This window comes from Tsukamurella sp. 1534 (genome assembly GCF_000312385.1).
Taxonomy (GTDB): Bacteria; Actinomycetota; Actinomycetes; order Mycobacteriales; family Mycobacteriaceae; genus Tsukamurella.
Genome location: NZ_HE997626.1, coordinates 1,308,648 through 1,332,203, shown reverse-complemented (window position 1 = coordinate 1,332,203; position 23,556 = coordinate 1,308,648). Strand labels below are relative to the sequence as shown.

At 70.7% G+C, this 23,556-nt stretch carries 20 protein-coding genes and 1 pseudogene; 12 read left to right on the top strand and 9 right to left on the bottom strand.

Going from position 1 to position 23,556, the window contains the following annotated elements:
* Positions 1 to 373, bottom strand: a pseudogene (locus tag BN39_RS23435) (penicillin-binding protein); the annotation flags it as partial.
* A 67-nt stretch (positions 374 to 440) separates the two neighbouring features.
* Complete coding sequence (locus BN39_RS06475; protein ID WP_051158838.1) at positions 441 to 869, bottom strand: DUF5318 family protein; 429 nt, start codon at positions 867 to 869, stop codon at positions 441 to 443.
* Positions 870 to 1,085: 216 nt separating this feature from the next.
* On the opposite strand from BN39_RS06475, the gene BN39_RS06470 reads away from it, so the two are divergent.
* The 4 genes from BN39_RS06470 (at position 1,086) to BN39_RS06455 (ending at position 4,487) form a co-directional block, all read left to right on the top strand.
* Positions 1,086 to 1,673 carry a PadR family transcriptional regulator gene (locus BN39_RS06470; RefSeq protein WP_019201554.1) on the top strand — a complete coding sequence of 196 codons (588 nt, stop codon included), beginning with the start codon at positions 1,086 to 1,088 and terminating at the stop codon, positions 1,671 to 1,673.
* A complete protein-coding gene (locus BN39_RS06465; RefSeq protein WP_019201553.1) occupies positions 1,666 to 2,763 on the top strand; it encodes an inositol-3-phosphate synthase in 1,098 nt (365 codons plus the stop codon). The genes BN39_RS06470 and BN39_RS06465 overlap by 8 nt, the downstream gene beginning before the upstream one ends.
* Positions 2,764 to 2,926: 163 nt before the next feature.
* Complete coding sequence (locus tag BN39_RS06460) at positions 2,927 to 3,688, top strand: hypothetical protein (protein WP_019201552.1); 762 nt, start codon at positions 2,927 to 2,929, stop codon at positions 3,686 to 3,688.
* A gap of 232 nt (positions 3,689 to 3,920) precedes the next feature.
* Positions 3,921 to 4,487, top strand: coding sequence for a hypothetical protein (locus BN39_RS06455; RefSeq protein ID WP_148281430.1), 567 nt, complete (start codon positions 3,921 to 3,923; stop codon positions 4,485 to 4,487).
* Between the two features lie 109 nt (positions 4,488 to 4,596).
* Here BN39_RS06455 and BN39_RS06450 read toward each other — a convergent pair whose 3' ends face one another.
* Positions 4,597 to 6,573, bottom strand: a complete 1,977-nt coding sequence (locus BN39_RS06450) for an OPT family oligopeptide transporter (RefSeq protein ID WP_019201550.1) — start codon at positions 6,571 to 6,573, stop codon at positions 4,597 to 4,599.
* Positions 6,574 to 6,683: 110 nt separating this feature from the next.
* Here BN39_RS06450 and BN39_RS06445 point away from each other — a divergent pair, with 110 nt between their 5' ends.
* The 5 genes from BN39_RS06445 to BN39_RS06425 all read left to right on the top strand — a co-directional run bounded on the left by BN39_RS06445 (position 6,684) and on the right by BN39_RS06425 (position 12,895).
* The gene (locus BN39_RS06445; RefSeq protein WP_019201549.1) at positions 6,684 to 7,562 is read left to right on the top strand and encodes an LLM class flavin-dependent oxidoreductase; all 879 of its coding nucleotides are present in this window, start codon (positions 6,684 to 6,686) and stop codon (positions 7,560 to 7,562) included.
* Between the two features lie 111 nt (positions 7,563 to 7,673).
* Entirely contained in the window at positions 7,674 to 8,774 is a 1,101-nt protein-coding gene (locus tag BN39_RS06440) for a DUF475 domain-containing protein (protein ID WP_019201548.1), read from the top strand.
* A gap of 106 nt (positions 8,775 to 8,880) precedes the next feature.
* Positions 8,881 to 10,962: a PhoX family phosphatase gene (locus BN39_RS06435; protein WP_019201547.1), complete on the top strand. Its 2,082-nt coding sequence runs from the start codon at positions 8,881 to 8,883 to the stop codon at positions 10,960 to 10,962.
* Positions 10,963 to 11,048: 86 nt separating this feature from the next.
* On the top strand, positions 11,049 to 11,534 hold the full coding sequence (locus BN39_RS06430; RefSeq protein ID WP_019201546.1) for a MarR family winged helix-turn-helix transcriptional regulator: 486 nt from the start codon (positions 11,049 to 11,051) through the stop codon (positions 11,532 to 11,534).
* A 92-nt stretch (positions 11,535 to 11,626) separates the two neighbouring features.
* Positions 11,627 to 12,895, top strand: a complete 1,269-nt coding sequence (locus BN39_RS06425) for an MFS transporter (RefSeq protein ID WP_019201545.1) — start codon at positions 11,627 to 11,629, stop codon at positions 12,893 to 12,895.
* Between the two features lie 165 nt (positions 12,896 to 13,060).
* Here BN39_RS06425 and BN39_RS06420 read toward each other — a convergent pair whose 3' ends face one another.
* Entirely contained in the window at positions 13,061 to 13,735 is a 675-nt protein-coding gene (locus BN39_RS06420; RefSeq protein WP_192814837.1) for a TrkA family potassium uptake protein, read from the bottom strand.
* Complete coding sequence (locus tag BN39_RS06415; RefSeq protein ID WP_040765936.1) at positions 13,728 to 15,095, bottom strand: TrkH family potassium uptake protein; 1,368 nt, start codon at positions 15,093 to 15,095, stop codon at positions 13,728 to 13,730. Before BN39_RS06415 ends, BN39_RS06420 begins: the two co-directional genes overlap by 8 nt.
* A gap of 75 nt (positions 15,096 to 15,170) precedes the next feature.
* Between BN39_RS06415 and BN39_RS06410 the strand changes: the two genes are divergently transcribed.
* Both BN39_RS06410 and BN39_RS06405 read left to right on the top strand, forming a co-directional pair.
* Positions 15,171 to 15,845: an SDR family oxidoreductase gene (locus BN39_RS06410; RefSeq protein WP_019201542.1), complete on the top strand. Its 675-nt coding sequence runs from the start codon at positions 15,171 to 15,173 to the stop codon at positions 15,843 to 15,845.
* Positions 15,846 to 15,889: 44 nt separating this feature from the next.
* Positions 15,890 to 16,543 (top strand): O-methyltransferase, encoded by a 654-nt coding sequence (locus tag BN39_RS06405; protein WP_019201541.1) that lies wholly within the window; start codon positions 15,890 to 15,892, stop codon positions 16,541 to 16,543.
* A gap of 3 nt (positions 16,544 to 16,546) precedes the next feature.
* Here the strand turns inward: BN39_RS06405 and BN39_RS06400 are convergent, their stop codons facing one another.
* The 4 genes from BN39_RS06400 to leuS form a co-directional block, all read right to left on the bottom strand.
* Positions 16,547 to 17,725, bottom strand: a complete 1,179-nt coding sequence (locus tag BN39_RS06400) for a winged helix DNA-binding domain-containing protein (protein ID WP_019201540.1) — start codon at positions 17,723 to 17,725, stop codon at positions 16,547 to 16,549.
* 53 nt (positions 17,726 to 17,778) lie between these two features.
* Positions 17,779 to 19,260, bottom strand: coding sequence for an HNH endonuclease signature motif containing protein (locus tag BN39_RS06395; RefSeq protein ID WP_040766721.1), 1,482 nt, complete (start codon positions 19,258 to 19,260; stop codon positions 17,779 to 17,781).
* Positions 19,261 to 19,454: 194 nt separating this feature from the next.
* The gene (locus tag BN39_RS06390; protein ID WP_051158968.1) at positions 19,455 to 20,081 is read right to left on the bottom strand and encodes a maleylpyruvate isomerase family mycothiol-dependent enzyme; all 627 of its coding nucleotides are present in this window, start codon (positions 20,079 to 20,081) and stop codon (positions 19,455 to 19,457) included.
* A gap of 18 nt (positions 20,082 to 20,099) precedes the next feature.
* Complete coding sequence (gene leuS, locus BN39_RS06385) at positions 20,100 to 22,949, bottom strand: leucine--tRNA ligase (RefSeq protein WP_019201537.1); 2,850 nt, start codon at positions 22,947 to 22,949, stop codon at positions 20,100 to 20,102.
* Between the two features lie 114 nt (positions 22,950 to 23,063).
* On the opposite strand from leuS, the gene BN39_RS06380 reads away from it, so the two are divergent.
* Positions 23,064 to 23,555, top strand: a complete 492-nt coding sequence (locus BN39_RS06380) for an SdpI family protein (RefSeq protein ID WP_019201536.1) — start codon at positions 23,064 to 23,066, stop codon at positions 23,553 to 23,555.
* Position 23,556 lies beyond the last annotated feature (1 nt).

Below are 23,556 nucleotides of genomic sequence, written 5' to 3'. Positions count from 1 at the left end.
CCGCGGAGCGATCGGCCTCGGCGGCCAGCTCGTCGTCCGCGACAGGGCGCCCCGACAGCGGCTGGTAGGCCGAGCGGGCGGTGCCGGCGAGGGCGCCGCCCTGCGCGGGTCCGGCGGGGCCGCCCTGGCCCGACGGGCCGGGGTTGCCCTGACCCGACGGTGCGCCGCCCGGGTTCGCGCCCGACGGGGGCTGCGGGCGCTGCGGCGGCTGGGATCCGGGGCCGCCCTGCGGCGGCACGACGGGGAACTGCGCCGTAGGTGCCGCGGGCGGGGGCACCGGCCGCTGGGGAGGCCGGGGCTGGGACGCGCCGCCCTCGGGGTGCGACGGTCCGCCCGCCCCGTTCCGCTCGTCCGTGCCACCCGGGTTCGTCACCGCTGGTCTCTCCGCTCGTCTTCCGTGTCGATCTTCGTTCTCCGCGCGGGGCCGTGCCCCGCCCCGGTCATCCGGGCGCCGCGCGTCTCTTGCGCTTGGGCCGCGGCGGCAGCCCGGCGACGTACGACTGGACCAGATGATTCCAGTTGCACGACCTGCAGACTTCCACGACATGCACGGAGAACTCCACCCGTGCGGATTCGAGCTCGGACAATTCGGCCTCGGTCCGCGCCGACCCGTTCGCCGTGCCCAGGGATTCCCCGAACACCCAGGAGACCAGTGTGAGCTGCTCCTTGCGGCAGATCGGGCACAGCACGTCCGACGGGCGGCCGTGGAATTTGGCCGCCCGCAGGAGATAGGGGTCCGCGTCGCACACCGACTGGACCGCCGTGCGCCCGGCGTTGACCGACGCGAGCAGCGATCGCCGCCGCAGCGCGTAGTCCACCGTTTGCCTCTGCGTCCGCACGGATCCAATGTACGTGGCCGGGCGCCTCATCGCCTCGACAAGGGCATACCGCCCTTCGCACGGCTCACGATCGCAACGACGACGATCCGTGGTGGCCCGGCGGCCCGGCGGCCACGATGCGAGCCCGATCACGCCACTGGGGTATCGTCGTATATATCGGCTCGATACAACTGTCGATCGATTCAGTAGATAGATCCACTCGCGTCAGCCGCGCCGCGGCTCGTCGCCGGAACGAAGGGAGGTGCGGTGCTCGAACTGGCAGTTCTCGGGTTGCTGCACGACTCCCCGATGCACGGCTATGAGATCCGCAAACGGCTGACGGAACTGCTGGGTCCGTTCCGCGCGTTCTCCTACGGTTCGCTGTACCCCGCCCTGCGCCGCGCGCAGGACGCCGGATACATCGCGGAAGAAGCCGCGCCGGGCCCCGTTGCGACCACTCGGAAGCGCCGCGCACGCCGTGTGTACAAGCTGACCCCCGCCGGCCACGATCGGTTCTCCGATCTGGTCGCCGATACGGGCCCGCAGAACTACACGGACGACGGGTTCGGCGTACATCTCGCCTTCTTCACCGCCACTCCCGCCCACGCCCGGCTGCGCATCCTCGAGGGTCGCCGCCGGCAGGTCGAGGAGCGGCGGGAGGAGCTCCGTCGGGCCCTCGCGGCCGGGGGCGTCAGCGAGACGTACACGCGGCAGTTGCACGAGCTGGGACTTGAAACGACGGAGCGCGAGGTGAAGTGGCTCAACGAGCTGATCGCCGCGGAATCCCGCTCCGAAATCCAGGATCGGCCCGGCGCCGACCGACTCACACCGACAGAAGGGAAGAACGGTGACTGACAACTCCACCACGGTGCGCGTTGCGATCGTCGGCGTGGGCAACTGCGCCTCGTCGCTCGTGCAGGGCGTCCACTACTACAAGGACGTGGCCGACGATGCCGAGGTCCCGGGCCTCATGCACGTCAAGTTCGGCCCGTACCACGTGCGCGACGTCGAGTTCGTCGCCGCGTTCGACGTGGACGGCAAGAAGGTCGGCTTCGACCTCTCGGACGCCATCAACGCCTCCGAGAACAACACCATCAAGATCGCCGACGTGCCCCCCACCGGGGTCACCGTCCAGCGCGGCCACACCCTCGACGGCCTGGGCAAGTACTACAAGATGACCATCGAGGAGGCGCCGGGTGAGGGCGTCGACGTGGTCCAGCAGCTCAAGGACAACGAGGTCGACGTCCTCGTCTCCTACCTGCCGGTGGGCTCCGAGGAGGCCGACAAGTTCTACGCGCAGTGCGCCATCGACGCGGGCGTGGCCTTCGTCAACGCGCTGCCCGTGTTCATCGCCTCCGACCCGGAGTGGGCCGCGAAGTTCCGCGACGCGGGCGTCCCGATCGTCGGCGACGACATCAAGTCGCAGGTCGGCGCGACCATCACGCACCGCGTGATGGCGAAGCTGTTCGAGGATCGCGGCGTGGTGCTGGACCGCACCTACCAGCTCAACGTCGGCGGCAACATGGACTTCAAGAACATGCTCGAGCGCGAGCGCCTGGAGTCGAAGAAGGTCTCCAAGACCCAGGCCGTCACCTCGAACCTGCGCGGCTCGCTGGCCGGCAAGGTCCAGGACCGCAACGTGCACATCGGCCCGTCGGACTACGTGGAGTGGCTCGACGACCGCAAGTGGGCGTACGTCCGCCTCGAAGGCCGCGCCTTCGGCGATGTACCGCTGAACCTGGAGTACAAGCTCGAGGTGTGGGACTCCCCCAACTCGGCCGGCATCATCATCGACGCCGTGCGCGCCGCGAAGATCGCCAAGGACCGCGGCATCGGCGGCCCCGTGATCCCCGCCTCGGCGTACCTGATGAAGTCCCCGCCGGAGCAGATCGCCGACGATGTCGCGCGCGCCCAGCTCGAGGAGTTCATCATCGGCGCGGACTAGTCCGCATCCGGTCCTCGCAGGCCCGTCACCCTGGTGGTGGCGGGCCTGCTGCGTCGTCCGCCGTCCGACGCGCGGCGGCGACAGCCTTTCACCCTGGGCGGAAAGTCCGGTTTCTTCAGTCTCCTGTAAGCATGCGGCCACGCTCCGTCGGTAGCGTCGGGTCATGGAATTCCTGCTCGTCATCGTCCTGATCGCGGTCGTCGCGCTGGTCGTCGTGAGCGTTTCGCGGGGCCGCCGCGCCAAGGCCGAGGCCCTCGCCGACGCCCAGGCCGACGCCCGCGCCGCCATCGAGCGCCTCTCCGGCCAGGTGAACAACCTCGTCGGCTCCAACGAGGCCGCGCAACAGGCCCTGGCCGACGCCGGGGAGCGCTACAACGCCGCCGGTTCGCAGATCGCCCAGGCCACCACGCCCGCGCAGGCGGGGTTGGCCAAGCAGACCGCGATCGAGGGCCTCTACTACACGCGCGCCGCCCGGGTCGCCATGGACATGGATCCCGGGCCGGCGATCCCCGAGCTCGACGGCCAGCGCGCCGCCGGCACCGTCGGGGAGGACCGTTCCGTCGAGGTGGAGGGTCGCGAGATCGCCGCGTCTCCGGCGCCGTCGGACCGCACCCCGAACTACTACCCCGGCGGCATGGTCGCGGGCCGCCCGGTGCCCGCGGGCTGGTACAGCGAGCCGTGGTGGAAGCCCGCGCTCGTGGCCGGCGCCTGGGGCGTGGGCAGCTACCTGCTGTTCAGCTCGCTGTTCGCCGGTATGGCCGGTGTCGGTCCAGCCGTCATGGCCGACGGTGCCGGCGCGGACGGCGGCTTCGACGGTGGCGACGCGGGCGGAGACGCCGGCGGGGACTTCGGTGGCGGAGACTTCGGTGGTGGAGACTTCGGGGACGCGGGCGGCGGCTTCGACTTCGGCGGCTTCGACTTCTGACCGCCGCTGCTGCGGCCCTTCCCGCGATCCCCGACTGCTCCCGCGATCACCGACTTCTCCCGCGACGCTTCCCGCGATCCCCGGCTGTTCCCGCGATCTCCATGGTGATCGCGGGAACAGTTCGCTGTCGCGGGAATCGGTGTCCCGTGGTGCCACTCACGTAGTGTGACGATGCATGAATCCGTTGTCCGTCGCCCTGGTGACCGCGGGCGCGACCGCGCTGGGCTCGATGATGACCGTGCTGGCCGGGATGGTGCAGGCCCGCGCGAACATCCGAATCGAGAGCCAGAAGCTCACGACGCAGGAGCGGCTCGCGCAGCAGGAGCGTTTCACCGCCCTGACCGCCGAGCGCCGGGCCGCCCTCGTCGACTTCGCGCAGAAGCTGCAGCAATTCGTGAACAAATCACGACCTGTGCGCCGTGCCCATGAAGCCGGCACCACACCGACGGAGGTCCGGGCCGCCGCGTTCGAGGACGCCTGGACTGATCTGACCCTCAGTCGTTCCGTGATCGAGACGCTTCTGCCCCACCGCATCCTCGGCGACGCGCTGCGCAGCACGAAGAACGCTCTCGCCGACTACCGCGATGCCTTGACCGCGGTGATCGAGGACCCTTCACTCCGGAACCCTGGCGACATCGACATCCTCGTTCGCAGAGTGATGATCGAGAAGAGGTACCTGGTCAACGTCGCCGCGCAGATTCTGGCGGGCGAGGAGTTCTCCGACGACGCCGACCCCGGATACGTGGCATTCGCGAAGGAGTCGCGCCGCGCCGAGATCGAGCGGTTGACTGAGGACTGACTGCTCGCGGCGCTTCCCGCGATCCCCGGCTGTTCCCGCGATCCCCATGGTGATCGCGGGAACAGCGGACCGCCGCGGGAATCGTTCCCGCGGCGGTCCGACGCCGGTGTTAGGCCTCCGTGGCGGCGATCTTCTTCGTCCGCAGGTACAGCACGGCCAGGATCCCCGCGAAGACGACGACGCCCAGCGCCTCGCCCCAGTGCAGGTAGCCCTCGCCGATGAACGGCAGGGCGAGCGGCTCGTCCTTGCCGGTGGCCACGACGATGCCCGCGTAGATCACGCCGAAGATCGACTCGCCCACGATGAGGCCGGTGGCCAGCAGGGTGCCGAGGCGCTTGCGGCCCTCGGCGTCGGACGACTTCTCGGCCCAGCGGTTGTAGTACCAGCCGATGAGGGCGCCGACGGGGATCATCAGCGTGACGCTCATGGGCAGGTACATGCCCATGCCCACGGCCAGCGGCGGCAGGCGGAACTTCGAGGTGCGGGAGAGCACCTCGTCGATCACGATGACCACCGCGCCGATGATGGCGCCGAGGCCGATGAGCCCCCAGTCGAGGTCGCCGCCGAACACGCCCTCGGACAGCTTCGCGAGCAGCGAGGCCTGCGGCGCGGCGAGGGCGTTCTCGCCCGCGCCGGGCGCGCCGGCGAAGCCGAAGCCGCTCTGCAGCAGGTCGAGCACCGGCGGGATGATGGCCGAGCCGAACGCCACACCGAGCACCAGGGCCACCTGCTGCTTCCACGGGGTCGCGCCCACCAGCTGGCCGGTCTTGAGGTCCTGGAGGTTGTCGTTGGAGATCGTGGCGATGGAGAAGATGATCGCGGCGGTGAACAGCGTGTACGCGACGAGCGCGGTGGCGGTGTCGCCCTGCGCCGGCCCCCACACCACGCGGATGAGCAGCGCGGCGGCGAGCACGACGAGAATGCCGACGCCGGAGACGGGGCTGTTCGAGGCGCCGATCAGGCCGGCCATGTAGCCGCAGACCGAGGCCACGACGAGGCCGAGCACCAGGATGAACACGAGGCTGAGCGTGATGATCCCGCCCGCGCCACCGTCGAGCGCGGTCCCGGAGGTGAACAGCCACAGCAGCACGCCGATCGGCACCATCGACACCAGCACGACGGCCGCGACGATGGGGAACGGGATGTCGCGCTCGGTGATGTCGACGATCTCGCCGTCGCGCCGCTTGCGCGAGGAGGCGATGGAGTCGGCGATGCCGCGCAGCACCGGGCCCAGGATCTTGATGAGCGTCCAGATGGCGGCCACGGCGATCGCGCCGGCGCCGATCAGCCGGATCTCGGTGGCGAACACGCCGGAGACGGCGTCGGCGATGTCGCCGGTGTCGGGCAGCTCGCCCGCGGTCCACATCGGCAGGAGCACGAAGTAGGAGATGACGAGGCCCACGATCATCGCGAAACCCACGGTGACGCCCACGAGGTGGCCCACGCCGATGAGCGCGAAGGAGAGGCCGGGCACGAACATGGTGCCGCCGTTGCCCACCCGGAAGGTGGTGGAGAGCCCCTCGGCGACGACCTTCATCTTCCCGAGCAGCGCGTAGGCCGCGGCCGCGAACGAGCCGAGCAGGATCAGCCGCAGGCCGCGCTTGTTCTCCTGCGCGCCCTCGGCGGTGTCGCCCACCTTGAGCACCTCGGCGGCGGCGACACCCTCGGGGAACGGTAGATCGGACCCCGTGACCAGGGCGCGGCGCAACGGGATCGAGTACATGACGCCGAGCACGCCGCCCACCAGGCAGACGAGGGTGGTGGTCCAGTACGGGAATCCGCTCCACCAGCCGATCATCACGAGGCCGGGGAGGATGAACACGATCGCGGACAGCGTGCCGGCCGCCGAGGCGATCGTCTGCACGATGTTGTTCTCGACGATGGAGTGGTTCGCGAAGTAGCGCAGCAGCGCCATCGAGATGACGGCGGCGGGGATCGACGTGGCGAACGTGAGGCCCACCTTGAGGCCGAGGTACGCGTTGGCCGCGGTGAAGACCAGGGTGATCACGGCGCCGAGGATCACTGCGCGAGTCGTGAACTCGCGGACGCCGGATTGCGGCGCGGCGGCGGGTGCCGGTGTGGACATGAGGTTGTATCCCTTCAAGGAAGCGTGGCCCTGTAGGACCGAACGAGCAAACCCTAGGACCAAGCAGGTGATCGTACGCCGCAAACGCGCAAGGTCCGTAGGCTGGCTACGTGAAATTCGGTGTCGTGATCCTTCCCCAGTACCCGTGGCCGGAGGCGCGCCGGCGCTGGCGCAAGGCCGAGGAACTCGGCTTCGATCACGCCTGGACGTACGACCACCTGTCCTGGCGCACGCTGGCGGATCAGCCGTGGACGGCGACGATCCCGCAGCTCACGGCCGCCGCCACCGCGACGGAGTCGATCCGGCTGGGAACCTTCGTCACGTCGCCCAATTACCGGCATCCGGTTCCGTTCGCGAAGGACCTGGCGGGGGTGGACGAGATCGCGGGCGGGCGGTTCCTGCTGGGCATCGGCTCGGGCGGTACCGGTTTCGACGCCTACGTGCTGGGGCAGGATCCGCTCACGCCGCGCGAAAGGCACGAGCGCTTCGAGGAGTTCACGCGGGACCTCGACGTGCTGCTGCGGTTCGAGCAGAACGGCCCCATCTCCTTCGACGGTCCGCGGTACCGCGCCGTGGACGCCCGGATGGTGGGCGAACCCGCGCAGTCCCCGCGTATGCCGTTCGTGTTGGCGGCCAACGGCCCCAAGGGGGTTCGGCTCGTGGCGGAGCTGGGGCAGGGCTGGGCGACCACCGGGCCCGACGGTGACGGTGGCGAGGCCTGGTGGTCGAGGGTGGCGGAGCTCTCGAGCCGGCTGGACGACGCGCTCGACGCGGTCGGCCGCGACCGCGGCGCCGTGGACCGGTACCTCTCGATCGACTCGGGCGGCACCTACAGCCTCAGCTCGCCGGACGCGGCGGACGATGCGGTGGGACGCGCCGCCGAGCTCGGCTTCACCGACGTGATCCTGCACTGGCCCCGCCCCGACGAGCCGTATCGGGGCACCGAGGACGCCCTCGACGCCTTCGCCGACCGCCACCTGGGGAGGTGACCGGAAACCGGACTCGTCGTGGGCTTATGCGGCGGCGCGGCACGGTGGGGCGTAGGTTCGATGGGCGAACGAGCGCCGCGCTGAGCGGCACCACCCCAGAGAAAGGCCCCCGTGTTCCTGCGGACTTTCGGAGTCTCCATCGTCGTGACGGTGCTGTCGCTGATCGCGGCGTTCCTCTACGGCGGCCCCCAGGCGCTGATCCTCACGGCGATCCTCGGCGTGCTGGAGGTCAGCCTGTCGTTCGACAACGCGGTGATCAACGCGACGATCCTCGGCAGGATGAGCCAGTTCTGGCAGACCATGTTCCTCACGGTGGGCATCCTCATCGCGGTGGTGGGCATGCGGCTGCTGTTCCCGCTGGCCATCGTGTGGATCACCGCGGGCCTCGATCCGGCGCACGCGCTGCAGCTGGCGCTGAACCCGCCCACCGACGGCTCCCCCACCTACGAGGAGCTGGTGACCGCGGCGCACCCGCAGATCGCGGCGTTCGGCGGGATGTTCCTTCTCATGCTGTTCCTCGACTTCGTGTTCGCCGACAAGAGCATCACCTGGCTCAGCTGGATCGAGAAACCTCTGGAGCGGATCGGCCGCCTGGACCAGCTCTCGGTGATCATCGCCGCCTGCGCGCTGCTGTACACGGCGATGTTCATCGCCCACGACGGGGAGCAGACCACGGTTCTCGTGGCCGGGCTGCTGGGCCTCGTGACCTACCTGCTGGTCAACGGCCTCGGCGAGATGTTCCACGTCGAGGAGGACGGCGAGATCGCCGATCTCGAGGGCACCGCCGAGGTGCCGGGCGGCGGCGGACCGTCGGAGCTCGCCAAGGCGAGCGGTAAGGCAGGCTTCTTCCTGTTCATGTACCTCGAGGTGCTCGACGCGTCGTTCTCGTTCGACGGGGTCATCGGCGCGTTCGCGATCACCGCGGACCCGATCATCATCGCGCTGGGCCTGGGCCTCATCGGCGCCATGTTCGTCCGGTCGATCACGGTGTACCTGGTGCGTCAGGGCACGCTCTCGGACTACGTGTACCTCGAACACGGCGCGCACTGGGCGATCGGTGCGCTCGCGGTGATCCTGTTGTACTCCATCGGAACTCCGGTCCCGGAAGTGGTGACGGGCCTCATCGGCATCGTGTTCATCGTGTCGGCTCTGATCTCCAGCGTCCTGCGCAACCGCAGGCTCAAGGACGCGGGAACCCCCGCGACCGTCTGACACATCCGCTCCCCGCGTTCACCGAGGCGTTGCCTGCTGATCACGTTGCACTTCTACATTGACGGCGATCAGCTCAGCCCACCCCCGTTCAGCCCGAGGGAGCACCATGCGTCTCAACCTGCGTCTGTTGGCCGACCACGACGGAAAGTCGGCCCGCTCGCACACCACCTGCAAGTACAAGTGCGGCAACCAGTGCTTCCGCGAGCACGACAACCAGTCGGACAACGAGTACTTCGGTGACATCACGCGCCGCACCGTGCTCCGCGGCGCGGGCATCGCGGTGATCGGCGCGGGTGCCGCGTCGGCGCTCGCGGCGTGCGGTGACTCGGGCAGCGGCTCCGCCGGCTCGTCGTCCTCGGCCGCGTCGGGCGCGGCGGGCGCGGCGGGCGGCGCACCGTCGGAGAACGTGAACGCACCCGGCCTGAACTTCCAGGCAGTGGCGCCCAACAAGACCGACGCGGTGACGGTGCCCGAGGGCTACGAGCAGGCCGTGGTCATCCGCTGGGGCGATCCGGTGGTGCCGGGCGCCCCCGAGTTCGACTTCGACAACCAGACGCCGGAGGCGCAGGAGAAGCAGTTCGGTTACAACAACGACTTCACCGAGCTGCTCCCGATCGACGGGAAGCCGAACGCCTTCCTCCTGGTGTGCAACCAGGAGTACACGACCGGCGAGCACATGTTCAAGGGCTACAAGGAGGGCGACCCCACCGAGAACCAGGTGCGCGTGGAGATGGCCGCGCACGGCCTCTCGGTGGTCGAGGTCAAGGGCGAGAACGGTTCGGGCAAGCTGACTCCCGTGCTCGGCGAGTACAACCGCCGGATCACCGCCACCACCCCGTTCGAGCTGCGCGGCCCGGCCGCAGGCACCTTCTTCACGAAGACCGCGGCCGATCCGGCGGGCAACCGGGTGCTGGGCACCATCGCCAACTGCTCCGGCGGCGTGACTCCGTGGGGCACCGTGATCTCCGGCGAGGAGAACTACACCAACTACTTCTCCGGCACCGAGAAGCCTCCGCTGGACGGCCTCGCCGAGGGCTGGAAGCGCTACGGCGTGGGCAAGGACGAGGACAACCACCACTGGATGAAGTTCGAGGACCGGTTCGACCTGTCCAAGGAGCCCAACGAGATCAACCGGTTCGGGTACCTCGTGGAGATCAACCCGCACGACCCGAAGTCGACCCCGGTCAAGCACTCCGCGGTGGGCCGGATGAAGCGCGAGGGCGGCAACATCTTCGTCACCCAGACCGGTGACGTGGTCACCTACTGCGGCGACGACTCCAAGTTCGAGTACATCTACAAGTTCGTCTCGTCGCGGAAGATCCAGCAGGGCAAGGGCGCCGCCGCCACGGAGGCGAACATGCGGATCCTCGACGAGGGCACCCTGTACGTCGCGAAGTTCGAGGGCGCGGCCGTGGAGAACGGCAAGGTGCCCGAGGGCGGGTACAAGGGCACCGGCACCTGGATCCCGTTGCTCACCACCAAGGCCGACGGTTCCGCGGAGTCGCACGTCGACGGGATGCCGGCGGAGAACGTCGCGCTGTGGACCCGCGTCGCGGGTGACAAGGTGGGCGCCACCAAGATGGACCGCCCCGAGGACATCCAGCCGAACCCCAAGACCGGCAAGATCTACTGCGCGCTGACCAACAACAGCGACCGCGGCGTCAAGGAGGGCCAGCCGGGCATCGACACGGCGAACCCGCGCGTGAAGAACAAGAGCGGCCAGCTCCTGGAGATCACCGACGATCACACCGGCACCTCGTTCTCCTGGGACCTGCTGCTGGTGTGCGGCGATCCCGCGGCCGCCGACACCTACTACGGCGGCTTCGACAAGACCAAGGTCTCGCGGATCAGCTGCCCCGACAACGTGACCTTCGATGCGCAGGGCAACCTGTGGATCTCCACCGACGGCACGAACGACACCTTCGACAGCAACGACGGCCTGTTCGGCGTCGTCCTCGAGGGTAAGGACCGCGGCCTCACCAAGCAGTTCCTCACCGTGCCCTTCGGCGCCGAGACGTGCGGCCCCGTCGTCACCGAGGACCGCGTGCTGGTGGCCGTGCAGCACCCGGGCGAGACGGACGACGCGGACGCCGAGAAGCCGTCCTCGCACTGGCCGGACGGCGGATCGTCCGAGCCGCGCCCCTCCGTTGTTGCGGTCTGGAAGAAGGGTGGGAAGGTCGGCTCGTAAGGGCCCCTTCGGTTTTCGTGGTTCGACGGTGCCGGGCCCACCTCCGGGTGGCCCGGCACCGGCCGTTCACCGCCTACTATCGACCCATGGCCCCCGCGTCCGAACTCTCCGGCGCACCGTCGACCCCGACGTCCGACGGTGCCATCGCCGACCTCGCCGCGCACCTGCGCTCGCCCCTGCTCCAGCTGCACTACCTGGTGAAACGGAACACCCCGGGGCCCGATCTGACGCCGGCACAGCAGGCGGCGCTGCAGAGCCTGCTGCGACTCGGACCCGTGCGGATGGGTGAACTGGCGCGGTTCCTGCGGATCCGGTTGCCCTCCGCGACGAGCGCGGTGGACGGCCTGGAGCGGCTCGGGCTCGCGCAGCGCAGCCCGGACCCCGACGACGGCCGCGCGGTGGTGGTGCAGCTGTCGGAGTACGGGCAGAAGCTCACATCGGAGCTCATCGAGGCGCGCAACGCCCTGCTCGCCGGATACCTGACCCAGCTGACCGACGAGGACCGCGCGCACCTGCAGGCCGCCGTGCCCGCCCTGGACAAGCTGCTGGAGCTGTACCGCGACGACGTCTGAGCTGCCGGTCCGCTGAGGAATGTGTCACAGCCGCTTGATCCGTGCCTCCCCTAATAGTTAGACTCTCGTAGTAATTCGAGAGGAGCCTGCACGTGACGACCACCGCCGCACCCTCGCAGTCGGACCACCAACACCCGAGTCTGCGTGACACCCTGTCCCATCAGCCGAAGGCGGTGTGGGTCACGGCCTTCGCCGCGGTGATCGCGTTCATGGGCATCGGCCTGGTCGACCCCATCCTGGAGTCGATCGCCAAGGGCCTCGACGCGACCCCGAGCCAGACCACCCTGCTGTTCTCCTCGTACCTCGGCGTCCAGGTGGTCGCCATGCTCTTCATCGGCTGGTTCACCTCGATGTTCGGCGCGAAGCGCACGGTGATCGCGGGCCTGCTGCTCATCGTGATCGCCTCCGGCGCGTGCGCGCTGGCCGGCTCCATCGGCGAGCTGGTGGCCTGGCGCGCCGTGTGGGGCCTGGGCAACGCGCTGTTCATCGCGACCGCGCTCGCCGTGATCGTCTCCGCCGCCACCGGCGGCCAGCAGGGCGCCATCCTGCTCTACGAGGCCGCGCTCGGCGTGGGTCTCGCGGTGGGACCGCTGCTCGGCGCCATCCTCGGTGACATCTCCTGGCGCGGCCCGTTCGCCGGCACCGCCACGCTCATGGCGATCGGCGCCGTCCTGTGCGCCACCATGCTCAAGCCCGATGCCGCGGAGGCGAAGCGCAAGCGCGCCGTGGAGGGCACCGTCTCGCCCCTGGCGCCGCTGCGCGCCCTGCGCCAGCGCGGCCTGTTCCTCACCGGCCTGGGCTCGGCCTTCTACACCGCCGCCTTCTTCACGGTGCTCGCCTGGTCGCCGTTCGTGCTGCACAAGAGCCCGTACTTCGTGGGCGCGGTGTTCGTCGGCTGGGGCCTGCTGGTGGCCGTGAGCGGCGTGTGGCTGGCGCCCAAGGTCGCGGCCACCCTGGGCGAGCGCCGGGGCGCGATCACCGCGGTCCTGGCGTACGGCGTGCTCCTGCTCATCGCCGCGATCGGGCACGAGAGCGTGGGCATCGTGGTGGCTGTCGTGGTGCTCTCCGGCATCCCGTCGGGAGTGCTCAACACCCTGTTCACCGGCACCGCGATGTCCATCGCCGACGCGCCGCGCCCCGTGGCGAGCGCCGGCTACAACTTCCTCCGCTGGCTGGGCGGCGCGCTGGCCGCGACCCTGGTGGCGCACATCGCGAACTGGCTCGGCAGCCCCGCCGCCCCGTTCTACGTCGGCGCGCTGTGCTGCGTGATCGCCGGCGTCGTGCTCACCCAGGTGCGCGACAAGGCCGCGGAGTCGCCGACGGTGCCCGAGGGCGCCGACCTCGTGGGCGAGGAGTTCTAAGCCTTCCGGACACGGCCGGGCCGCCCCGCAGGGACACGACGTCCCGGCGGGGCGGACCCGTTCTCGTGGGCCCGTTCCCGTGGGCCCGTCCGTCGTTTCCGCGCCCGACCGTTCCGCACCCGACCGTTCCGCACCCGACCGTTCCGCGGTCGACGGGGCGCCCGGTCAGGACAGCTCGGCGAACTCCTCGACGGCCTGCTGGCGCCCGGCGACGAGCAGCAGGTCGCCCGGCTCGATCACCGAATCCAGCCCCGCGGAGGTGAACTCGCCGTTGCCGCGCTTGATCGCCACCACGGTGATCTTGTACTTGGCGCGAAGGCCGCTCTGCCCCAACGGGACCCCGACCACCGACTGCGGCGCGCGGGTCTTCGCCATGACGTAGCCCTCCTCGAACTTCACGTAGTCGAGGAGCCGCTGGTCGCTCACCAGGTGCGCCACCCGCACGCCCATCTCCTGTTCGGGCAGGATCACGTGGTGGGCGCCGATGCGCTCCAGGATCCGCTGCTGCTGGGCGGTGGTCGCTTTCGCCCAGATGTCCGGGACGCCGAGGTCCACCAGCAGCGAGGTGGTGAGGATGCTCGCCTCCAGATCGGCGCCGATCGCCACCACCACGTGTTCGAAGGCGTCGATGCCCAGCTGCCTGAGCGCCTCGATGTCGGAGGTGTCGGCCACCGCCGACGCGGTGAGGATGTCGGAGTTCTGCTGCACCGCGGCGCGATCGGCGTCCACGCCCAGAACCTCGGTGCCCTGCTCCACGAGCTCGCCGGCGAGGGCGGCGCCGAAGCGCCCCAGTCCGAGCACCGCGACGCGGGCCGTGTCGTATACCTGTTTCCTAGCCAATGATCGGTCGCTCCTCCGGTCGGTCGAACCTGCGGGAGCGCTCGCGGAGCGCGAGCGCCGAGGCCAAGGTGATCGGGCCCAGACGCCCGATGAACATGAGCAGCACCAGGATCAGTTGCGCGGCGGCGGGCAGCTTCGGGGTGATGCCGGTGCTCAGCCCGACGGTGGCGAACGCCGAGATCGACTCCATCAGCACATCGTCGAGCCGGAACGGGGTGAGGTACTGCAGCGCCAGCGTCGACGCCATGACGGCACCGACGCCCATGAGCGCCACGGTGATCGCCTGCCGCTGCACGTCGGCGGCGATCTTCCGGCCCAGGATGTGCACGTTGGGCTCGCCGCGGACCTCGCTGTAGATGACGAACGCGAGCAGCGCGAACGTCGTGACCTTGATGCCGCCCGCGGTACCGGCGCTGCCGCCGCCGATGAACATGAGCACGTCGGTCACCAGCAGCGACTGCGTGTGCATGCCGCCGATGTCCACGGCGTTGAAACCCGCGGTACGGGGCGAGATCCCGGAGAACGTGCCCGCCACCAGCTTCGACCACACGTCCATGGGGCCGAGCGTGGCGGGGTTGGCCCATTCCGTGGCGGTGATCGCGGCGACGCCGACCGCCAGGAGCGCGAAGTAGGTGCTCAGCGTGAGCTTGGTGTGCAGTGTGAAGCGCCGCGGGGCGCCGGTGCGCGTGCGGGCGCGGGCCAGCGCGCGCAGCACCTCGAGGATCACGGGCAGGCCGAGCCCGCCCACGATGAGCGCGAACGCCAGGGGGCCGAGGATGAGCGCATCGCCGGCGAAGCCCATCAGGTTGTCGGAGAACAGCGCGAAACCGGCGTTGTTGTACGAGGAGACGGCGTGGAAGATCCCGAGATAGGCCGCGCGCCCGGCGCTCTCGTCGTAGTGCAGCCAGAACCGGAGCCCCAGGATCACCGCGACCGCGGCCTCCACAGAGAGGCTGATCGTCACCACCCGCAGCACCACGGTCCGCCCGCCGCCGAGCGTCGGGGTGCGGGTCTCGGTCTGCGCCACCATCTGCATCCGCAGGCCCAGGCGGCGGGCGACGACGAGGCCGAGCAGCGATGCCAGCGTCATGACGCCGAGGCCGCCGATCTGAATGAGGCCGAGGATCACGAGCTGCCCGAACACCGACCAGTGTTGCGCGGTGTCCACGACGGCGAGCCCGGTGACGCTGATCGCCGACGTCGCGGTGAAGAGGGCGGGGACGAAGCCCGTCGCGGTGCTCTCGGCGGAGGAGACGGGCGCCATGAGGAGCGCGGTCCCGAGCAGCAGGACCGTGCCGAAACCTGCCGCTATGAGCCGTGTGGGTGATTCCCTTCGTGCAGGCCAGCGCTGGCGCGACATCGGGTCACCTCCTCGGTCTCGGGGACAGCCTAGAGCCGCCGCTCCGGGATAGTACGGGTTCGCTACCGTGGGGCCATGACCGATCGCCCGATCGCCCTCGTCACCGGTGCCTCCCGCGGACTCGGCGAACAGATCGCCCGGCAGCTGGCGCCCACGCACGACCTGCTGCTCGGCGGCCGCCCCTCCCCCGCGCTCGACGCGCTGGCGTCCGAGCTGGGAGCCCGCACCTTCGCCGTCGACGTCACCGACCACGACGCCGTGGCCCGCGCCGCCTCCGAGATCGACCGGCTCGACGTGGTGGTGCACAACGCCGGCGTCGCCGCCATCGGCCGGATCGAGGACACCCCCGCCGCGGAATGGCGGACGATGTTCGAGGTCAACGTCCTCGCCGTGGTGGAGCTGACGAAGGCCCTGCTGCCCGCCCTGCGCGCCGCCTCGGGGCACGTCGTGCTCATCAACTCGGGCGCCGGCAAACGCGCCAACCCCGGCTGGAGCGCGTACGCCGCCAGCAAGTTCGGGCTCACCGCGTTCGCCGAGGCACTGCGGGCGGAGGAGCCGGACCTGCGGGTCACCAGCGTCTTCCCCGGGCGCATCGACACCCGGATGCAGGAGGGCATCTTCGAGGCCGAGGGGCGGAGGTACGCGCCCGAGGGGCTCCTGCGCCCCGAGACCGTGGCCGCGGCCGTGGCGCAGGCCGTACGCACCCCTGCCGACGCGCACCCCACCGAGATCGTCCTGCGTCCCCGCTGACCTTCACGTCCCCGCGGACCCGATCCCGGGCGTAGCGTGGCGGTGTGAGCACCGACGACGCGAACACCGAGAAGTGGTCCCGGACGGACGGCTACCTGGAGCGCACCGTCCTCCCGGATGCCGCCGAGCTGACGCCGATCCGGGACGCGCAGGCCGAAGGCGGCCTTCCCGACATCGCCGTCTCGGCCACCCAGGGCAAGCTGCTGTACCTGCTCACGACGATCGCGGGGGCGAGCCGGGTGCTGGAGATCGGCACGCTCGGCGGGTACAGCACCGCCTGGCTGGCGCGGGGCGTCGGGCCCGAGGGATCGGTGACCACGCTGGAGTTCTCCCCCGAGCACGCGGCGGTGGCGCGGGCCAGCCTCGACGAGGCGGGGCTCGGCGACCGCGTCCGGATCGAGGTCGGACCCGCGCTCGACACCCTGCCGTTCGTCACCGGGCCGTTCGGCCTCGTGTTCATCGACGCGGACAAGGCGAACAACCGACAGTACCTGGACTGGGCGCTGCGCCTCAGCGAGCCCGGCACGGTGATCGTCCTCGACAACGTGGTGCGCCGGCTCGACGAGGAGGGGCCCGACGCCGACGGTACGCGTGCCGCCCTCGAGCGCTTGGGTACCGATCCGCGCCTCGACGCCACCGCGTTGCAGACCGTGGGGATCAAGGGCTGGGACGGCCTGGCGATCGCGGTGGTGCGCTGAGAATCAGGTGTCGCGCAGGGTGATCGGCGATTTGTAGAGCGAGTTGACCCGCTCGCCGTCGAGCCACTCCCCCAGCCGCTGAGCCTCCTTCGCGAGCGCCCTTCTCGCCGCAACGGGCGTTCCCGGGCGCAGCACGAGGCCCACGTCGCCCGCATCGTCCTGGATGTACGCGCCCACGATCCGGCCGTCCCACCACGCGGTGGTCCCGGCGTTACCCGCCCGGTCGTAGATCTCCGGCGCGAACGCGCGGTCGAGGTAGAAGTCGCGCTCCTTCCAGCCCATGGGCGTGGGATCGAGCGCGGGCAGCAGAGCTGCCCAGGGCTCGACCGGCGGCACGGGATCCACGTCGTCCGGGAGGACCCAGCCCGTCTGCCCGCGTTCGAGTTCCACCTCGACCGCGGCCACGTCCCGCAGGGCCGCGCGCATCGCGGACTTGGTCGCGCCGAACCACCACACGACGTCCGTCTCCGTGGCGGGCCCGAAGGCGCGCAGGTACTCCCGCAGCAGGGCGGCGTAGCCCTGCTGCGGGTCCAGCGGCGCGATCGGGGCGCCGAACCACTCGTCGCCGCGGGCCCACAGGTTGCGGTTCACGCGCCAGTGCCCCGCGTTCCGGGCCCGCACAAGATCGCCTCGCGCGCCCAGCCACGTGAGGACGCGGGGCGCGAGATGCATGTCGCCGCCGTACTTCTTACCCTCGAACAGGGTGACCCGGCCCGCCAGCTCGGGCACCGTCTCCCGGAGCTCCGCGGCGCCCAGTTCCGCTCCCCCGGCGAGCCTCTCGAGCACCGCGGCGCGGGCGGTCTCCATCCATGCGGGGCCGTCCGGCGCGATGCCACCCGCCTCGGCGTCCTTTACCACCTTGGCGTGCTCCTGCGCGGCGACCCTGCTCGACGGTGCACCGAGCGCCGCGCCCAACAAGGCACGCGGGAAGACGAACATGGTGCGGCGCATCGCGAGTTGCTTGGCGTGCGAACGCCTCTCCCACAGCTCCTCCTCGTAGGCCGCGCGGGCGAAGCCGTCGATCCGGGCGTGCAGCGACAGGTACGGCGTGGCGGGTTCCGTGGCGTGCAGGGCCACCACCGAGCGGATGCCCTCCGCCACCGTGCCCACCCGGTGGCCCGGCGCGAGCGCGTGCCGCCGTGCGAGGCGGGCGCGCCGCTCCGCGTCGTCGATCAGCCGCATCGCCGGCCCTCCCCATGGAATCGTCGCGGGTATCGCTGGTCGATCATGGCAGCTCACGCCGCCTCGTGGGCGTGGGCCTCGCGGAGACGGTCGAGTTCCTCGTCGCGGCGACGCCGCCAGCGGCGCACGGCCTCCTCGTACAGCTCGTCCGGATGGTGCTGGTGATTGACGGCGCCGGGACTCCGCCCGCGCGTCCACACCGTGCGCCCCGCATACCGGTCCCCGGGCGGCGCCGCGGAGGTCGTCCAGCCCGGCGTTCCGACGGCCGCGCCGGGCGGTGGACGATCCAGGCTGTGGTGGTCGGCCGAACAGGCGAGCGTGAGGTTCTCGATATCGGTGGCGCCGCCTGCGGCCCACTCGTCGCGGTGGTGCACCTCGCAGTGCGCGCCCGGGCCGTCGCACCCGGGCGCCGAGCATCCGCGCTCGGATCCGAGGAGGGCCAGACGCTGGTCGGGGCTCGCGAGGCGCCGGGACCGGCCGAGCCAGAGCGGGCGCGACGAGGCGGACAGCAGCAGCACGTAGTACGGGTGGGTCCTGAGGATCTCCATCGCGTCCGGCACCGAGATCGATCCGCCGGTCGCGGTGGTGGCCACGCCGACCTCCGACTCGACCTGAGCGAGCGTCATGGTCACGATCGGGATCGCGGGCAGGCCGCGGTGCGTGCCCGTGATTCCCGCGTCGAGTGCGCCGGACAGAACCGCGACCAGCGCGTCGTGCCGGCGCTGCGCCGCGGAGCGATCGTCGCGGGCGGCGGCATCGGCCCGCAGCGCATCGTCGGACTCGTCCCCGGTCAGCCGCTCCTCGCCGTCCGCGGGGTTGTTGATTCCCCGCCGGGCGCCCTTGGCGAACACCGCTTCCAGGAGAGCCCTGAGCGGCGCGGTGATCACCCCGCCGAACTCGGAAGTGAGGTCCTCGTCGTCCTGCTTGCCGAGATCGAGCCCGCGCCTGGCCCGCGCGCGCCGGTCGTCGGGCTCCTCGCCCTGGGCGTCCAGCAGCGACAGCGCGTGCCGCCCCGCCCGCCAGAGCGCGAGTGGATCCGCGTCCTCCGCCGCGTCGACCAGGATCGACTCCATGAGCGCAAGGACCTCGGCGTCCGCGCCGGATCGGCGGGCCTTCGACAGCACCTTCTCGATCTCGGCGACCTGCGCTTCCGATACCGCGCCCGCTCGCTGCTCCTGCGCGAGCAACGGGTGCCGCGGCGGGCACACCGCGCCGCTCGGCTGCGGACGCGCGGCCCGATTCTGCACCCCGCGGACCCTGGCGGCCGCCTCTCCGCCGGTGAGCCGGAAGTGCCTCTGGAGCAGGAGCTTCAGATTGCAGTAGCCCAGCTGCCCCGGCACTCCGGCATCGTTCGCGGCCGCCGCGACGGCGATCTGTACCGCGGCGAGCCGCCGGGACACCGCCTCGATCCGCCCGAGCGCCTCCGTCAGTTCGCCCGGGGTCAACCGCGCGGGATCCTCCTGCAACGCCGCGCCGACGGCGTGTTCGAGCGATTCGATCGCCGCGACGTACGGATCGACATAGCTGCTGGTCATCGCCATCACCCCCCCCGGTGGATGACTCCATCCTACGCCTGATCTTCGCTCGTATCATCACGATTTGATAACGATATCGAACGTCATTCGAACGGGCTTCGAGCCGCCGACGACCCCGCCTCAAGCGCCCAGCAGAACCTTCAGCCCACCGGCGGAGACCGCAGCCACCTCCACCCAGCTGGCGGCGGCCCCCGTCAGGCCCCGAGGTTCCGGGTGAGGCGGTCCAGGCCCGGGCCGCGGAGGTCGGACAGGGCCGCCGGTCGCCCGGCCATCGCGAGCAGCACCGCCTCCGCGGGCCCGCGCACCTCGTCACCGCGCCCGAACGCCCAGTCGAGGTCGTCCGCCACCAGGCGCACTCCCCTGCCCCGCACCGCCCCGCGGATCGGCGGCGCCCAGACGGCGAAGTTCAGCGCGGGCCGGATCCGTTCCGCGGGAATCGTCCTCGGCAGGCCCAACGGCCTGCGGATGTCCTGCTGGTGGACCATGCAGTCCAGCAACGCGATCCGGCAACCGAAGCCGGTGGTCAGCCCCGTCGGGCGCAGGTGGTTCCGCACCATCTCCACGAGCTCGTCGGTACTCAGCGGCGCCATCTCGTCGATGAGCATCCCGTTCGGGCCACCCGGATGGGAACGGCCGGCGGCCATGCGCCGCACCGTCTCCCGTCCCGAGAGCACGTCGTACCCGACATGGTGCGCCACCACGTCGCGCACCCGCCAGCCGTCGCACAGGCTGGGCGCGAGCCACTGCTCCGCGCTCAGCCCCTCGATCAGCGCGAGCAGGCTCCGCCGCTCCTCGGTCGCTTCCTCGGCGACGGATCCGATCACGGCGGGCCTCCTCGGCTACGGAACGATGTTGACCAGCTTGCCGGACACCACGATCACCTTGCGCGGTGCGCCGTCGAGCAACTCGGCGATCTTCGGGTCCGCCAACGCCGCGGCCTCGAGCGCCTCGTCGGAGGCGTCCGCCCCCACCGTGATCCGCGCGCGGACCTTGCCCTTCACCTGCACCGGGATCTCGACGGTGTCCTCCACCAGCCACTGGTTCTCCGGCTGCGGGAACGGCCCGTGGGCGAGGGATCCCTCGTGGCCCAGGCGGTTCCACAGCTCCTCGGCGACATGCGGCGCCACCGGTGCCAGCATGAGCGCCAGCGGCTCGGCCAACGCCCGCGGGGCGCCGCCGGGGTAGGCCTTGGTCAGGTGGTTGGTGAGCTCGATGAGCTTCGCGATCGCGGTGTTGTCCCGCATCTCCGCGTAGTCCTCACGCACACCCGCGATCGTCTTGTGCAGCACCCGCATCGACTCGTCCGACGGCGTCTCGTCGGTCACCCGGACCGCACCCGTCTCCTCATCGATCACCGCGCGCCAGGCGCGCTGCAGGAACCGCTGCGCACCCACCACGTCCTTGGTGGCCCACGGGCGGTCCTGGTCCAGCGGGCCCATCGACATCTCGTACACGCGCAGCGTGTCGGCACCGTAGTCCCGGGCGATGTCGTCGGGCGCGACCGAGTTCTTCAGGGACTTGCCCATCTTGCCGTACTCGCGGTTGACCTCCTGATCGCCCAGGAAGTACCTGCCGTCACGCTCGACCACCTCGTCGGCCTGCACGTACACCCCGCGCGCGTCGGTGTACGCGTAGGCCTGGATCATGCCCTGGTTGAACAGCTTCCGGTACGGCTCGCGGGAGGTGACGTACCCCAGGTCGAACAGCACCTTGTGCCAGAACCGGGCGTACAGCAGGTGCAGCACCGCATGCTCCACGCCGCCCACGTACAGGTCCACGCCGCCCGGGTCCTTCGCCCCGTTGCGCTCCGGCCGCGGGCCCATCCAGTACGCCTCGTTCTCCTTGGCGCAGAACGTCTCCGAGTTCGTCGGGTCCACGTAGCGCAGCTGGTACCAGGAGCTGCCGGCCCACTGCGGCATCACGTTGGCGTCGCGGGTGTAGTCCTGCAGGCCGTCGCCCAGATCCAGGTCCAGGTGCAGCCAGTCGGAGGCCTTCGCCAGCGGGGGAGAGGGCTGCGAATCCGCGTCGTCCGGGTCGAACGAGACGGGCGCGTAGTCGTCCACCTCGGGCAGCAGCACGGGCAGATCCGCGTCCGGAAGTGCGTGCGGCGCACCGTCGGCGTCGAAGACGATGGGGAAGGGCTCGCCCCAGTACCGCTGCCGCGCGAACAGCCAGTCGCGCAGCTTGTACTGGACGGTGCCCTCGCCGGCGCCGGTGCGCTCCAGGTACGCGGTGATGGTCCGCTTGGCGTCGGCGACGGCCATGCCGTTGATGTCCACCTCGGCGTTGGCCGAGTTCACCGCCGGCCCGTCGCCGACGTACGCCTCGTCCTGCACCCCGGCCTCACTGCCGATCACCTCGATGAGGGGCAGACCGAACTCCGTCGCGAACTCGTGGTCGCGCACGTCGTGGCCGGGCACCGCCATGATGGCGCCCGTGCCGTAGCCCATGAGGACGTAATCGCCGATGAACAGCGGGATCTCGCGGCCGTCGACCGGGTTCACCGCGGTGCTGCCCAGGAAGACGCCGGTCTTCTCCTTGCTCTCCTGGCGCTCCAGATCGGACTTCGCGGCGATCGACGCGCGGTACTGCGCGACCGCCTCCGCGGGCGTCGCGGCGCCGCCGGTCCACCGCGGGTCGGTGCCCTCGGGCCAGGCCGCCGCGGTCAGGTCGTCCACCAGCGGATGCTCGGGGCTGAGCACCATGTAGGTGGCGCCGAACAGCGTGTCCTGGCGGGTGGTGAACACCTCGATCGTCCGGTCGCCCGACGGGAAGCGCACGCGCGCACCGTAACTGCGGCCGATCCAGTTGCGCTGCATGGCCTTGACCTTCTCCGGCCAGTCCAGCAGGTCCAGATCGTCGATCAGCCGGTCGCTGTACGCGGTGATCCGCATCATCCACTGCCGCAGCTGCTTCCGGAACACCGGGAAGTTGCCGCGCTCGCTCCGGCCGTCCGCGGTGACCTCCTCGTTGGCCAGCACCGTGCCCAGGCCCGGGCACCAGTTGACCAGCGAATTGCTCTCGTACACCAGGCGGAAGCCGTCCAGTACCGCGTTCTTCTCGGCCCGGCTCAGCGCGTTCCAGTCCCGGCCGTCGTCCAGGGCGCGTGCGCCCGAATCGAACTCGGCCTCCAGCTCGGCGATGGGCCGGGCGCGGTCCTGGGCGGCGTCGTACCAGGCGTTGTAGATCTGCAGGAAGATCCACTGGGTCCAGTGGTAGAACTCCGGGTCCGTGGTGGACACGCGGCGGCGCTCGTCGTGCGCCAGACCCAGGCTGCTGATCTGCTCCAGGTAGCGGGCCACGTTCTTCTCGGTGGTCACCCGCGGATGCGTGCCGGTCTGCACCGCGTACTGCTCGGCCGGCAGGCCGAACGCGTCGAAGCCCATCGTGTGCAGCACGTTGGCGCCGTTCATCCGGTGGTACCGGGCGTACACGTCCGTCGCGATGTAGCCCAGCGGGTGTCCCACGTGCAGGCCGGCACTCGACGGGTACGGGAACATGTCCAGGATGAACAGCTTCTCGGCGGGGAGCGGACCGTCGCCCTGGAGGGGCCCGACGGGGTTCGGGGCGTTGAAGACGCCCTTCTCGCGCCACTCGTCGCGCCACCGCTGCTCGATGGCGCCCGCGAGCTCCGCCGTGTACCGGTGGGCGGGGCTGGCGGAAGCGGTCTGTTCAACGTTCTGGGTCACCCCACCAGCCTAAATCCCCGTGCACCGATTCCCCCGCTCGGCCCCGCGCCGCCCCGGCGCAGCCCACCGGCGGCGGGTGCGCGCCCGATTTGCGCGGGTCCCTAGACTGGACGGGTGTTCGTGCTGGTTCTGATCCTCGCTCTGGCCGCCGTCGCCGCGATCGCGGTGGGCGTGGCGGCGTTCACCGGTCGCCTGCCGGAGAACGGCGTCGTCGGAGTACGCACCGAACAGACCCTCTCCGATCCGCTGCTGTGGCGCACCGCCAACCGCGTGGCCGGCCCGGGCCTCATCGCGGCCGGCGTGATCTTCGGCGGGGGAGCGCTCGCCGCGCTCGCGATCGACGGCCCCTGGTCCTACGTGATCGTCGCGGTGGTCGCCGTCGCCGGCGTCTTCCTCGCGGGCTTCGGCGCGCTGCAGGGTGCGCGGGCCGCGTCCATCCAGGCCCGCCTGCAGATGCCCCAGGCAACCTGCTGCAGCGAGGACGGCGCACCGTCGGGCGGCGCAGACGGCGCACCGTCGGACCCGGCCTCCGACTGCGGCGTGACCGGCGGATGCGGCGCCTGCGCCCTCAAGGGCATGTGCGACCACGAGGCGCACCCCGCGTAGC